General features: G+C 73.1%; 12 protein-coding genes. All 12 read left to right on the top strand.

Features of this window, described 5'->3' with window-relative positions:
• Positions 1 to 27: 27 nt before the first annotated feature.
• The 12 genes from mltG (at position 28) to fusA (ending at position 13,460) form a co-directional block, all read left to right on the top strand.
• The gene (gene mltG, locus ACZ4EF_RS06575; protein ID WP_467503116.1) at positions 28 to 1,962 is read left to right on the top strand and encodes an endolytic transglycosylase MltG; all 1,935 of its coding nucleotides are present in this window, start codon (positions 28 to 30) and stop codon (positions 1,960 to 1,962) included.
• 18 nt (positions 1,963 to 1,980) lie between these two features.
• Positions 1,981 to 2,829, top strand: coding sequence for a shikimate dehydrogenase (locus tag ACZ4EF_RS06570; RefSeq protein ID WP_402712482.1), 849 nt, complete (start codon positions 1,981 to 1,983; stop codon positions 2,827 to 2,829).
• Positions 2,830 to 2,965: 136 nt separating this feature from the next.
• The gene (gene aroC, locus ACZ4EF_RS06565; RefSeq protein WP_355348737.1) at positions 2,966 to 4,150 is read left to right on the top strand and encodes a chorismate synthase; all 1,185 of its coding nucleotides are present in this window, start codon (positions 2,966 to 2,968) and stop codon (positions 4,148 to 4,150) included.
• On the top strand, positions 4,147 to 4,662 hold the full coding sequence (locus ACZ4EF_RS06560) for a shikimate kinase (protein ID WP_355348740.1): 516 nt from the start codon (positions 4,147 to 4,149) through the stop codon (positions 4,660 to 4,662). Before aroC ends, ACZ4EF_RS06560 begins: the two co-directional genes overlap by 4 nt.
• Entirely contained in the window at positions 4,659 to 5,765 is a 1,107-nt protein-coding gene (gene aroB / locus ACZ4EF_RS06555) for a 3-dehydroquinate synthase (protein WP_355348743.1), read from the top strand. The genes ACZ4EF_RS06560 and aroB overlap by 4 nt, the downstream gene beginning before the upstream one ends.
• On the top strand, positions 5,762 to 6,202 hold the full coding sequence (gene aroQ, locus ACZ4EF_RS06550; protein WP_355348746.1) for a type II 3-dehydroquinate dehydratase: 441 nt from the start codon (positions 5,762 to 5,764) through the stop codon (positions 6,200 to 6,202). Before aroB ends, aroQ begins: the two co-directional genes overlap by 4 nt.
• Positions 6,203 to 6,331: 129 nt before the next feature.
• Positions 6,332 to 7,036: a P-loop nucleotide/nucleoside kinase family protein gene (locus ACZ4EF_RS06545; protein ID WP_391160793.1), complete on the top strand. Its 705-nt coding sequence runs from the start codon at positions 6,332 to 6,334 to the stop codon at positions 7,034 to 7,036.
• 159 nt (positions 7,037 to 7,195) lie between these two features.
• The gene (locus tag ACZ4EF_RS06540) at positions 7,196 to 8,299 is read left to right on the top strand and encodes a M24 family metallopeptidase (protein ID WP_355348750.1); all 1,104 of its coding nucleotides are present in this window, start codon (positions 7,196 to 7,198) and stop codon (positions 8,297 to 8,299) included.
• Between the two features lie 55 nt (positions 8,300 to 8,354).
• Positions 8,355 to 8,921, top strand: a complete 567-nt coding sequence (gene efp, locus ACZ4EF_RS06535) for an elongation factor P (RefSeq protein ID WP_188285184.1) — start codon at positions 8,355 to 8,357, stop codon at positions 8,919 to 8,921.
• A gap of 2 nt (positions 8,922 to 8,923) precedes the next feature.
• A complete protein-coding gene (nusB, locus tag ACZ4EF_RS06530) occupies positions 8,924 to 9,349 on the top strand; it encodes a transcription antitermination factor NusB (RefSeq protein ID WP_355348754.1) in 426 nt (141 codons plus the stop codon).
• Between the two features lie 108 nt (positions 9,350 to 9,457).
• On the top strand, positions 9,458 to 10,921 hold the full coding sequence (locus ACZ4EF_RS06525) for a pyridoxal phosphate-dependent decarboxylase family protein (protein WP_467503111.1): 1,464 nt from the start codon (positions 9,458 to 9,460) through the stop codon (positions 10,919 to 10,921).
• Between the two features lie 478 nt (positions 10,922 to 11,399).
• The gene (gene fusA, locus ACZ4EF_RS06520; protein WP_467503109.1) at positions 11,400 to 13,460 is read left to right on the top strand and encodes an elongation factor G; all 2,061 of its coding nucleotides are present in this window, start codon (positions 11,400 to 11,402) and stop codon (positions 13,458 to 13,460) included.
• The last annotated feature ends 101 nt before the right edge of the window (positions 13,461 to 13,561 follow it).

Below are 13,561 nucleotides of genomic sequence, written 5' to 3'. Positions count from 1 at the left end.
GTTGCAGACCGCGTACCAAGGGGACCGATGACTGACTATGGCCGGGGCGCCGGCTCCGAACCGTGGCATCCCGAGGACCCGCTCTTCGGTGACGGCTACGACCAGGCGCAGCAGTCCTACCCGCCGCAGCAGCAGGTGCCGTACCCGCAGGCGGAGTACGACCCCTACGCCACCGGTCAGCACCAGCAGCAGTACCCGCAGCAGCAGGGCGGCCAGCAGTACCCCCAGACCCCGCAGCAGTACGAGCAGCAGGGGTACCCGCAGCAGCAGCCGCAGCACCCGCAGGGGCAGTACCAGCCCCAGCAGCACCCCCAGCAGCACCCTCAACAGCAGCAGTACCCGCAGGCGCAGTACGACGGCTACGACACCGGCTCCCACTCGGTCGGCGGATACGGCCACCAGGACCCGTATGGCGGGCACCAGCCGCAGGATCCGTACGCGGGCGGCCCGCAGCCCGACTTCTACGGGCAGAACGGCTACCCGCCGCCGCAGCAGCCCCAGTACCGGCAGCAGCCGCAGGCGCCGTTCCAGGGCCAGGGGCCCGGGCAGGGGCCGGGCGGTCCGGGACAGGGCGGTCTGAGTCAGGGCGCTCCGGGGCAGGGTCAGCCGCAGGCGCCGCTGCACGGCCAGGGCCAGCCACAGGGCCAGGGCCCGGCGCAGGGCACGCAAGGCGTCCAGGGGGCGCAGGACGGTCACCCGCAGGAACCGGGCGCGCGCCCGCTGCGGACGGCTCCGGGCAACACCGGCGACTGGGACGCGGGGGAGGACGACGACCCGCGCGAGCACGCCTTCTTCTCCGGCCGCGACGACGACGACGATGACGACGCCCCCGCGACCACCACCACGAGCGGCGGCGGCAGGCGCGCGGGCAAGTCGGCCCCCGCCAAGGGCGGCAAGAAGCGCCGCAGCGGCTGCGCGTGCCTGGTCGTCCTGGTCGTCCTGGGCGGCGGCCTCGGCGGCGTCGGCTACTTCGGCTACAACTTCTACCAGGACCGCTTCGGCCCGGCCCCCGACTACTCGGGCAACGGCGCGGGCGAGGTCCAGGTCGAGATCCCCAAGGGCTCGACGATCACCACCATGGGCAACATCCTCAAGTCCGACGGTGTGGTCAAGAGCGTCGACGCCTTCACCGCCGCGGCCCGCAAGAACCCCAAGGGCCAGTTCATCCAGGCGGGCGTCTACGTCCTCAACAAGCAGATGTCGGCGGCCTCGGCCGTCACGATGATGCTCGACCCCAAGTCCCAGAACGCGATGATCATCGCCGAGGGCATGCGCGACGCGCAGATCTACGACGCCATCGACAAGCGTCTCGGCCTCTCCGCGGGCAGCACGAAGAAGGTCGCGCACGACCAGGCCAAGAACCTCGGACTGCCGGACTGGGCGGACACCAGCTCCAAGGTGAAGGACCCGCTGGAAGGTTTCCTCTTCCCGTCCCGCTACGGCGTCGCCAAGGGCATGAAGCCCGAAGCGCTGCTGCGCGAGATGGTCGGCGAGGCGAAGAAGCAGTACGCCCAGTTCGACATGGTCGCCGAGGCGAAGAAGCAGAATCTCAGCTCGCCGCTGCAACTGCTCACCGTCGCCAGCCTGGTGCAGGCCGAGGGCAAGACCGACGACGACTTCCGCAAGATGGCCAAGGTCGTCTACAACCGGATGGTCCCCACCAACAAGGAGACCTTCGGACTGCTCCAGTTCGACTCGACGTACAACTACATCAAGAACACCAGCGCCACGAACATCAGCCTCGCCAAGATCAAGTCCCTGGACGACCCGTACAACACGTACAAGTACAAGGGCCTGCCGCCGGGGCCGATCGGCAACCCGGGCGTCGACGCGCTGAAGGCGGCGATGAACCCCGACAGCGGGAACTGGTACTACTTCATCTCGCTGGACGGCAAGACGACCAAGTTCACCTCGACGCACGCCGAGTTCCAGAAGCTCTACGACCAGTACAACAGCCAGTAGGACCGGGGCACTTCTTCCGTGGACACGACCGGACACCCGGGCACCCGCCGTGCGGCGGTGCTCGGGTCACCCATCGCGCACTCGCTCTCCCCGGTGCTGCACCGGGCCGCGTTCGAGGCGATGGGCCTCGCCGACGCGTGGCGCTACGACCGCTTCGAGGTCGACGAGGCCGCGCTGCCCGGCTTCATCGGCGGCCTCGACCCCGCCGTCTGGCGCGGTCTGTCGCTGACGATGCCGCTCAAGCGGGCCGTGATCCCGCTGCTGGACGAGATCACCGAGACGGCCGCGTCCGTGGAGGCCGTCAACACGGTCGTGCTCGGCCCCGATGGCCGCCGCAGGGGCGACAACACCGATATCCCCGGCATGCTCGCCGCCCTGCGGGAGCGCGGCATCACCTCCGCGCCGTCCGCGGCGGTCCTCGGCGCCGGGGCCACCGCCTCCTCCGCGCTGGCCGCGCTCGCGCGGCTCGGCACGGCCGAGGTCACCGCGTACGTGCGCGGCCCGGCGCGCGCCGCCGAGATGCGGCAGTGGGGCGACCGCCTCGGTGTCGCCGTGCGCGTCGCCGACTGGGCCGACGCCGCCAAGGCCCTCGACGAGCCGCTGGTCATCGCCACCACCCCGGCCGGCGCCGCCGACCACCTCGCCGCCGCCGTCCCGCCCACCCCCGGCGCCCTCTTCGACGTCCTCTACGATCCCTGGCCCACCCCGCTGGCCGCCGCCTGGTCCCGCCGCGACGCCCCGGTCGTCGGCGGCCTCGACCTCCTGGTCCACCAGGCCGTCCTCCAGATCGAGCAGTACACCGGCCACGCCCCCGCCCCCCTCGCGGCCATGCGCGCGGCGGGCGAGGCCGCGCTGCCGCGGGGGTGACGGTTCCGGCCGGTCGCTGTCCGCACGGTGGACCGTGTCGGGGCACGGCACGTCGGCGTGGGAGGATCGGGGGACAGGACGGCACGCCGTTGCTCGGGGGCGGCCGGACCGGGACGCGCACATCGAGGGAGCACCGTTGAGCAGGTTGCGCTGGCTGACCGCGGGGGAGTCGCACGGACCCGCACTCGTCGCGACGTTGGAGGGGCTGCCGTCCGGGGTGCCGGTCACCACGGAGTTGGTGGCGGACGCGCTGGCGCGGCGGCGGCTGGGATACGGGCGCGGGGCGCGGATGAAGTTCGAGCGCGACGAGGTGACCTTCCTGGGCGGCGTACGGCACGGCCTCACCATGGGCAGCCCGGTGGCCGTGATGGTGGGCAACACCGAGTGGCCCAAGTGGGAACAGGTCATGTCGGCCGACCCGGTGGACCCGGAGATCCTGGCGGGCCTGGCGCGCAACGCGCCGCTGACCCGGCCGCGACCCGGCCACGCGGACCTGGCGGGAATGCAGAAGTACGACCTGGACGAGGCACGGCCGGTGCTGGAGCGGGCCAGCGCGCGGGAGACCGCGGCGCGGGTGGCGCTGGGCGCGGTCGCGCGGTCGTACCTGAAGGAGACCGCGGGCATCGAGATCGTCTCGCACGTGGTGGAACTGGCCGGGGCGAAGGCGCCCTACGGCGTGGTGCCGGTGCCCGGCGACGAGGAGCGGCTGGACGCGGACCCGGTGCGCTGCCTGGACGCGGACGCGAGCAAGGCGATGGTCGCGGAGATCGACCAGGCCCACAAGGACGGCGACACGCTCGGCGGCGTCGTGGAAGTGCTGGCGTACGGAGTGCCGGTCGGCCTCGGTTCGCACGTGCACTGGGACCGCAGGCTCGACGCACGGCTGGCCGCCGCGCTGATGGGCATCCAGGCGATCAAGGGCGTCGAGGTCGGCGACGGCTTCGACCTGGCCCGGGTGCCCGGCTCCAAGGCGCACGACGAGATCGTGCCGGGCCCCGACGGCGTCCGGCGCGCCTCCGGCAGGTCCGGCGGCACCGAGGGCGGCATGAGCACCGGAGAGGTGCTGCGGGTCCGCGCCGCGATGAAGCCGATCGCCACCGTGCCCCGCGCACTCGCCACCATCGACGTCACCACCGGCGAGGTCGCCCAGGCCCACCATCAGCGCTCCGACGTGTGCGCGGTGCCCGCGGCGGGCATCGTCGCCGAGGCGATGGTCGCCCTGGTGCTGGCCGACGCGGTCGCGGAGAAGTTCGGCGGCGACTCGGTCGTACAGACCCGGCGCAGCGTCCGCGGCTTCCTCGACAACCTGGCGATCAAGTGACCGGCCCGGCGATCGTCCTCGTCGGCCCGCCCGGAGCGGGCAAGACCACCGTCGGCCGCGCGCTCGCCGACCGGCTGGGCACCACGTACCGCGACACCGACGCCGATGTGGAGGCCGTCGCGGGCAAGCCGATCCCCGAGATCTTCATCGACGACGGCGAGCCGCGCTTCCGCGAGCTGGAACGCGCCGCGGTCCGCACCGCCGTCGCCGAGCACGAGGGAGTGCTGTCGCTGGGCGGCGGCGCCGTCATGGACGGCCCCACCCGCGACCTGCTGGCCGGTCTGCCGGTGGTCTTCCTCGACGTCGGCCTGCACCAGGCCGTCCGCCGCGTCGGCCTGGACGCGCCGCGCCCGCTGCTCGCGGTCAACCCGCGCCAGCAGTGGCGCGAGCTGATGGACGTACGCCGCCCGCTGTACACGGAGATCGCCCGCGCCGTGGTCAGCACCGACGACCGCACCCCCGAGGACGTGGCCGAGGCCGTCCTCGACGCACTCCAACTGAAGGACGCATGAGCGAGAACGACGCGGTGGCGCCCCCCACCCGTATCCAGGTCGGTGCCACGGCGGGCACCGAGGCGTACGAGGTGCTGGTCGGTCACCAGCTCCTCGGCGAACTGCCGGGACTGATCGGGCCCAAGGCGCGCCGGGTGGCCGTCCTGCACCCCGAGGCGCTGGCCGGGACCGGCGAGGCGATCCGCGAGGACCTCGCGGAGCAGGGCTTCGAGGCCATCGCCATCCAGCTCCCGAACGCCGAGGAGGCCAAGACCGCCGAGGTCGCCGCCTACTGCTGGAAGGCGCTCGGCCAGACCGGCTTCACCCGCACCGACGTGATCGTCGGCGTCGGCGGCGGCGCCACCACCGACCTGGCCGGTTTCGTGGCCGCGACCTGGCTGCGCGGAGTGCGCTGGATCGCCGTGCCCACCACCGTGCTCGGCATGGTCGACGCGGCAGTCGGCGGCAAGACCGGCATCAACACCGCGGAGGGCAAGAATCTTGTCGGCGCCTTCCACCCGCCCGCCGGAGTCCTCTGCGACCTCGCCGCGCTCGCCTCGCTGCCGGTCAACGACTACGTCAGCGGCCTCGCCGAGATCATCAAGGCCGGGTTCATCGCCGACCCCGGCATCCTCGACCTGATCGAGTCCGACCCGGCCGCCGCCCGCGGCCCGGAGGGCCCGCACACCGGCGAGCTGATCGAACGCGCCATCCGGGTCAAGGCCGAGGTCGTCTCCGCCGATCTCAAGGAGTCCGGCCTCCGCGAGATCCTCAACTACGGCCACACGCTGGCGCACGCGATCGAGAAGAACGAGCGCTACAACTGGCGGCACGGCGCCGCCGTCTCCGTCGGCATGGTCTTCGCCGCCGAACTCGGCCGCCTGGCCGGGCGGTTGGACGACGCGACCGCCGACCGGCACCGCGCCGTCCTGGAGTCCGTCGGACTGCCGCTGACCTACCGCGGCGACCAGTGGCCGAAGCTGGTGGAGACCATGAAGGTCGACAAGAAGTCCCGCGGCGACATGCTGCGCTTCATCGTCCTCGACGGACTCGCCAAGCCGACCGTGCTGGAGGGCCCCGACCCGGCCGTCCTGCTCGCCGCCTACGGGGAGGTCTCCGCGTGACCACCCGCGTCCTGGTGCTCAACGGCCCCAACCTCGGGCGCCTCGGCTCCCGCGAGCCCGACGTCTACGGCGCGACCTCGTACGCCGGTCTGGTCGAGGAGTGCACCAAGCTCGGCGCCGAGCTGGGCTTCGACGTCGAGGTCCGCGAGACCAACGACGAGGCGGAGCTGATCGGCTGGCTGCACGAGGCGGCCGACGGCCGGATTCCCGTCGTCCTCAACCCCGGCGCCTTCACGCACTACTCCTACGCGATGCGCGACGCCGCCGCGCAGCGGACCGCGCCGCTGATCGAGGTGCACATCTCCAACCCGTACGCGCGCGAGGCGTTCCGGCACAACTCCGTCGTGGCCGCCGTCGCCTCCGGTACGGTCGCCGGATTCGGCATCGGCTCGTACCGGCTGGCGCTGCGCGCCCTCGCGGAGGACGGCGGCTCCTAGCGGGGCACCCTGGAGGAGCGCTGCTCGTTCACACAACGGCCGTCAGGGGCTGTACCGTTCCGTGTCGAACGGGTTCGTTACCGGCCGGTTCAAGAAGCTGGTCCTCCGTACGGGATGGAGTGGGGCGAGATGCAGCACGCTGTGGGGGCGCCGCAGCCCGGTGGCCCCACCCCGCCCCAGGGGACGGGCGTCAGTACGGGGCACTTCCCGTTGTCGTCGCCCGCGCCCGTGCAGGTCCCGGCGCCGCACGGCAACGGCTCCCTGTCCGGCGCCTCGCACGGCCCGATAGCCGTGCTGCTGATCGGCGCGGCGGGGGCGGGCAAGACGACGATCGCGCGGCACTGGGCCGACCACCGCGGCGCGCCGACCGCGCACATCAGCCTGGACGACGTACGCGAATGGGTGCGGGCCGGTTTCGCCGACCCGCAGGCGGGGTGGAACGAGCACTCCGAGGCGCAGTACCGGCTGGCCCGCCGCACCTGCGGCTTCGCCGCCCGTAATTTCCTGGCCAACGGCGTCTCCTGCATCATCGACGACGCCGTCTTCCCCGACCGCCCCGCCGTCGGCCTCGGCGGCTGGAAGCGGCACGTCGGGCCCGGCCTGCTCCCCGTCGTCCTGCTCCCGGGACTGGACGTCGTCCTGACCCGCAACGCGGAGCGCACCGGCAACCGCCGCCTGTCGGACGAGGAAGTCGCCCGGATCCACGGCCGTATGGCGGGCTGGTACGGCTCGGGCCTGCCCATCATCGACAACTCCCAGCTCGACGTGGTCTCCGCCGCCGCCGCCCTCGACCGCGTCGTGGCCCGCAGCGCCCAGGGCCCGCCCGTCTGGTAGCCCGCCCGCACGATCCGGCGGCGGGCGAACGGCCCGCGTACGGGCTCACGCGGCAGGCGAGCCTTCGGCGGTAGTGGCGCAGGCGGCGGCCGGCGGCCCGGCGCCACGGGTGGACGCGCTCAGGAAGCCGGGCCGCCGACGCGCCCATACGCTCGCCACATGTCCGAGGTGCACGCAGCACGCAGAGCACGGCTGCGCGACCGGTGCGCGGCGAACGGCGCGTCCGCCGCGCTGGTGACCCGTCCCGCGAACATCCGCTACCTGACCGGCTGCGCGCCGCAAGGCGCGGCGCTGCTGATCGGCCCGGACGACGACGCGCTGGTGCACCTCACACCGCCGCAGGACGACCGCGACGAACCGCTGCCCGGCGACCTGCGCGCGGTGGTGCTGGCGACGCCGGACGGCGACGCGGCGGTGGCCGCCGCCGACCTGGCCCGCGAGCACCGCGCCGACTCCCTCGCCGTCGAGGAGCACCACCTGACGGTGACCCGGCACCGGGCGATCAGCTCGGTCGTCGGCGCGCTCCCGCTGTCCGACCTCGGCGGCGCCGTCGAACAGCTCCGGCTGGTCAAGGACGAGCACGAGATCGCCAACCTCAGGATCGCCGCGGAGATCGCCGACCAGGCCCTCGGCGAGCTGCTGGAGTCGATCCTGGTCGGCCGCACCGAACGGCACCTCGCCCTGGAGCTGGAGCGCCGCCTGGTCGACCACGGCGCCGAGGGCCCCGCCTTCCGCACCTCCGTCGGCACCGGGCCGAACTCCGGCGCGCCCCGGCACGTGCCGACCGACCGCCGCGTCGAGGAGGGCGACTTCCTGACCGTCCGGCTCGGCGCCCGCTACCGCGGCTACCGCTGCGAAGTCGGCCGTACGTTCGTCATCGGCACCGCTCCAGCAGCCTGGCAGATCGACCTCTACGAGCTGGTGTTCGCCGCCCAGCGGGCCGGCCGCGAGGCGCTCGCACCCGGTGTGGCCTGCCGAGACGTCGACCACGCGACCCGGAGCCCGCTCACCGCCGCCGGCCACGCGGAGGGTCTGGCACAGTGGTCGGGACACGGCGTGGGTCTGGAAATCGACGAGGACCCTCGGCTGTCACCTGCGGCCATGGGTAAACTGGACGCTTGCGTGCCGGTCACCGTCGAACCGGGGGTCCACCTTCCGGGCCGCGGCGGTGTCCGCATCGACGACACACTCGTCGTACGTCCACTGGCGGACGGCGGGCCCGAGCTACTCACCATCACGACCAAGGAACTGCTCGCCCTGTGACGGGCGCGTGCCCTCCTCGGTCCCCGAAGCAGCACTTTCAGGAGATTCCGCAACCGTGGCCACCACGAACGACCTCAAGAACGGCCTCGTGCTCAAGCTCGACAGCGGCCAGCTCTGGACCGTAGTCGAGTTCCAGCACGTCAAGCCCGGCAAGGGCCCCGCCTTCGTGCGCACCAAGCTGAAGCACGTGCTCTCCGGGAAGGTCGTCGACAAGACCTTCAACGCGGGCGTGAAGGTCGAGACCGCCAACGTCGACAAGCGCGGCATGCAGTTCTCCTACAAGGACGGCACCGACTTCGTCTTCATGGACACCGAGACCTACGACCAGATCATCATCGCGCCCGAGACGGTCGGCGACGCCGCCAACTACCTCCTCGAGGGCTTCGAGGCGGTCGTGGCGATGTACGAGGGCTCCGCGCTCTACGTCGAGCTGCCCGCCTCCGTCGAGCTGGTCATCGAGTACACCGAGCCCGGCGTCCAGGGCGACCGCTCCACCGGCGGCTCCAAGCCCGCCCGCCTGGAGACCGGTTACGAGATCGGCGTCCCGCTCTTCATCACCACGGGTGAGAAGGTCAAGGTCGACACCCGTACGGGCGACTACCTCGGCCGGGTGAACAGCTAACCGTGGCTGCCCGGAACAAGGCCCGCAAGCGGGCCTTCCAGATCCTCTTCGAGGCGGAACAGCGGGGCGTCGACCCCAAGACCGCCATGGCGGACTGGATCCGGCTCGCCAGGACCGACGACCGGCAGCCGCCGGTCACCGAGTACACGATGCAGCTCGTCGAGGGCTGCGAGGCGCACGCCGAGCGGATCGACGAACTGCTGTCCAGCTACTCCGTCGGCTGGTCGCTCGACCGGATGCCGGTCGTGGACCGCAATGTGCTGAGGCTCGGCACGTACGAGCTGCTCTGGGAGGACGACGTCCCGGACGCGGTCGTGCTGGACGAGGCGGTGCAGCTCGCCAAGGAGTTCTCCACCGACGAGTCACCGGCCTTCGTCAACGGGCTGCTGGCCCGGCTGATGGAACTGAAGCCGACGCTCAAGCGGTAGGAACCGCGCCCGAGCGCCCGGCCCGTCCTTCCGGGCCCGAAGCAGAAGTTGAACAATATTCTGCTTCGGGCCTGGTGTGTGTCCTGGCGCTGGCCTAGATTCCCGCGCATGGACGAAACGGACGACCGGACCGACGACGCGATCCTGAAGCACCTCGCCGGACTGCGCGCCGCCGACCTGCCCGTGCACGGCGGACGGACGATGGCGTACGTCTACGACGCGGGACTCGACGGGCTCGACGATCTGGCGGCGAGCGCCCAGGCCGCCTTCGCGGGCGTCAACGGCCTCGACATGACCGCCTTCCCCAGCGTGGTCGCGCTGGAGAACGACGTCGTGGGGCGGGCGGCGGCCGTGCTCGGCGGCGGCCCGCGGACGGCGGGCACCTTCACCAGCGGCGGCACCGAGAGCTGCCTGCTGGCCGTTCTCACCGCCCGCGAGCACGCCCGCAGGACGCGCGGCGTCACCGCCCCCGAGATCGTGCTCCCCGTCACCGCGCACGCCGCCTTCCACAAGGCCGCGGCGCTCTTCGGACTCACCGTCGTGAGCGTCCCGGTGGACCCGGAGACCTTCCGGGTGCGGGCCGAGGACATGACAGCCGCCATCGGCCCCCGTACCGCCCTCGTCGTCGTCTCCGCGCCCTCCTACGCGCACGGCGTGCTCGACCCGGTCGCCGAGGTGGCGCGGGCCGCAGCCGAACGCGGCACGCTGTGCCACGTGGACGCCTGTATCGGCGGCTGGTACCTGGCGCACCGGCGGCTGGCCGACGGCATCGCGCCGCCGCCCGCCTTCGACCTCGCGGTGCCCGGCGTCACCTCGCTCTCGGTCGACCTGCACAAGTACGGCTACACGCCCAAGGGCGCCTCCGTGCTGCTCTTCCGGGACGCGGAACTGCGCAGGCACGGCTGGTTCGCGCACGCCTCCTGGCCGGGCTACCCGGTCGTCAACGCGACCTTGCAGGGCACCAAGTCCGCCGGGCCGCTCGCCGCCGCCTGGGCGGTGCTGCGCAGGGTCGGCACCGACGGGTACACCGACCTGTCCCGCCGCGTGCACGCGGCGACCGTACGGCTGGTCGAGGGGATCGGCCGGATCGAGGGGCTGCGGGTGCTCGGCGCCCCCGAGGCGTCGCTGGTGGCCGTCGCCTCCGCCGACCCGGCGCTCGACCCGTTCGTGGTCGCGGACGAGATGCGGCTGCTCGGCTGGTACCTCCAGCCGCAGCCCGCCTTCGGCGGCTCACCGTCCAATGTGCACCTCACGGTCACCGCCGCCGTCGCGGACCCGGACCGGATCGACGAACTCCTCGCCCAGCTGGCCGACGCCGTGACCAGGGCCCGCGCGTACGGCCCGACCGCCGTCGACCCCGGACTCGTGGAGTTGGCCGCCGCGCTCGACCCGGACACCCTCGGCCCCGACGAGGTGGCGCTCGCCCTCCAACTCGCGGGCGTCGGCCCCGGCGGCGCGCTGCCCGACCGCATGGCCCCCGTCCTCGCCGTCCTCCAGGCCCTGCCCCCGCGCCTCACCGAACGCCTGCTGCCCGAGGTCATCTCCCGGATGTACGCGAGCGCCCCGGCCTGACGCCGCCCGCCACAGACCCCGACCCGCCGCACCGGAAAAACCCGGTGCGGCGACCGGAGCCGCCTCCCTACACTCGGCACGCGTCCCCGCGCCGCCACCATCGGACGGCGCGTGCCATGACGAGTGAACGGACCAGTGAGGGGAGCCCGGCCGTGCGTCACCGCAGCGCAGTCGTCGTTCCCCCGACCCGGCACCGGGTGATTCTGGTGTCTCGGTCCGCCCGGTGCCCGCTGCGCGGCCGGCACCGTGGCCCCGTGACGCCCGCCTGACCCCGTCGGGCCCCCGACCGATCCGCTCGACCCCGCCTCCCCGCCGCCCTGCCTGCCAGGCCCGCCGCCGTACCCGTACGCCCGGACACCCGGGCGCGGCTCGGCGCTACGGCCGCGCGGCTTCACGGCTCTCCGGACGGGGCCACATCGGTCGTACGTCACGACAATCGCGCCGCCACCTCACCGGATCATCCGAAAGGTCACAGGCCGTGCGCAGCAACCCGAACCGTCCGTCCGTACCGGCACTCGCCGACGTCAGGAACCTGGGCATCCTCGCCCACGTGGACGCGGGCAAGACCACCGTCACCGAACGGTTCCTCTACCTCACCGGCGCCACCCACAAGCGCGGCGAGGTCCACGACGGGACGACCGTCACCGACTTCGACTCCCAGGAGCGCGACCGCGGCATCACCATCTTCGCCGCCGCGGTGAGCTGCGAGTGGGACGGGCACTGGTTCAACCTGATCGACACCCCGGGGCACGTCGACTTCGCCGACGAGGTGGAGCGCTCGCTGCGGGTGCTCGACGGCGCCATCGCCGTGTTCGACGCCGTAGCGGGCGTCGAGCCGCAGAGCGAGTCGGTGTGGCGGCAGGCGGACCGGCACGGCGTGCCGCGGATCGTCTTCGTCAACAAGCTGGACCGCGCGGGCGCCGATCTGGACCGGGCGGTCGACTCCATCCGACGGCGGCTGCACACCGTCCCGCTGGTCGTCCAGCTCCCGATCGGCCGGGAGGACGGCTTCACGGGCGTCGTCGACCTGCTGCGGATGCGCGCCCTGGTCTGGACGGACGGCGGCGGCCCGCGCGAAGGCGCGGTGCCCGACGAGCTGAAGCAGGAGGCGGACCGGCGGCGACGGCTGCTGGAGGAGACGGTGGCGGAGCTGCACCCGGCCGCGCTGGAGGAATTCTGCGCGCGCTCGGCGCTGTCGGAGCCGACCCTGACGGCGGCCCTGCGCGACCTCACCCGCGGCGGAGAGGGCGTCGTGGTCCTCTGCGGCTCGGCTTACCGCGACCGCGGCATCGAACCGCTGCTGGACGCGGTGGCGGCCTATCTGCCGTCGCCGCTGGACGTGCCCCCGGTCCGGGGCACGCTCGACGGCGAAACGCGCGAACGCGCGGCCGACCCGGCGGAACCCTTCGCCGGGCTGGTGTTCAAGGTCAACTCGACCGCCACCGGGCGGCTGACCTGCCTGCGGATCTACGCGGGAACGATCAGGAAGGGAGACACGGTGCTGGACGCGGGCACCGGGCGCGGCGAGCGGATCGGCCGCATCCTGCGGCTGCACGCCGACCGGCAGACCGAGCTGGAACAGGCGGTCGCCGGGGACATCGTCGCGGTGGTCGGGCCGAAGGCCGCCCGCGCGGGCACCACGCTGTGCGCGCCGGGCGCCCCGCTGGTGCTCGAACCCCCGGTGGCGGCCGACCCGGTCGTCTCCGTCGCGGTCGAGGCCGCCCGCAACACCGACACCGAACGGCTGGTGTCGGCGCTCGCACGGCTGGTCGAGGAGGACCCGTCGCTCGCTGTCAGGACCGATCCCGAGACCGGCCAGATGGTGCTCGCGGGCATGGGCGAACTGCACCTGGAGGTCGCGGTGGAGAAGATCCGCCGCGCCCACGGCCTGGAGGTCGGCGTCGGCCGCCCGCAGGTCGCCTACCGGGAGACGGTCGTCCGCGGGGTGACGGGCCATGTCCACCGGCATGTCAAACAGGACGGCGGGGCGGGGCAGTTCGCCCATGTCGTCATCGATGTGGCGCCGCTCGGCGCCGAGGAGGGGGAGGAGGAGTTCGTGTTCACCTCGACGGTGACCGGTGGCCGGGTGCCGCGCGAGTACGTTCGCGCGGTCGAGGACGGCTGCCGTGACGCTCTCGCGCAGGGGCCGCTGGGCGGTCACCTCGTGACGGGGGTGCGCGTCACGCTGACGGACGGGGCGACCCATGCGAAGGACTCCTCGGAGCTGGCCTTCCGCACGGCGGGCCGTTTCGCGCTCCGCGAGGCGCTGCGGGCCTCCGCGATGGTGCTGCTGGAACCGGTGACCGAGGTGACGGTCACCGTGCCCGAGAGCGCCGTGGGCGCCGTCCTCGGCGACCTGGCCGCGCGCCGCGGCCGGGTGACCGCCTCCGGCGCGGTGGCCATGGGCTCCACGGTCCTCACGGCGACCGTCCCCCTGGCCGAGCTGTTCGGTTACGCCACCGGGCTGCGGAGCCGCACGCATGGCCGTGGCACCTTCAGCACCTGCCCCGCGGGCTACCTCCCGGCCCCGTCGCGGTGACCAGGACCCCGGGGGTGCCGCTTGCGGTGTCGTCCCGAGTGCGGCGCCGCGTCGGCTGAGTGCGCGGTTCCCCGCGCCCCCCGGGGACGCGGTTCCCCGCG

It is taken from the genome of Streptomyces sp. NPDC025721 (assembly GCF_055558595.1).
This window is presented reverse-complemented; position numbering and strand designations above follow the sequence as displayed.

Excerpts from the sequence above, each read along its gene's own strand:
- ACZ4EF_RS06540 (WP_355348750.1), top strand. The coding sequence starts at position 7,196 with ATGTCCGAGGTGCACGCAGCACGCAGAGCACGGCTGCGCGACCGGTGC.
- mltG (WP_467503116.1), top strand. The coding sequence starts at position 28 with ATGACTGACTATGGCCGGGGCGCCGGCTCCGAACCGTGGCATCCCGAG.
- ACZ4EF_RS06545 (WP_391160793.1), top strand. The coding sequence starts at position 6,332 with ATGCAGCACGCTGTGGGGGCGCCGCAGCCCGGTGGCCCCACCCCGCCC.
- aroB (WP_355348743.1), top strand. The coding sequence starts at position 4,659 with ATGAGCGAGAACGACGCGGTGGCGCCCCCCACCCGTATCCAGGTCGGT.
- ACZ4EF_RS06525 (WP_467503111.1), top strand. The coding sequence starts at position 9,458 with ATGGACGAAACGGACGACCGGACCGACGACGCGATCCTGAAGCACCTC.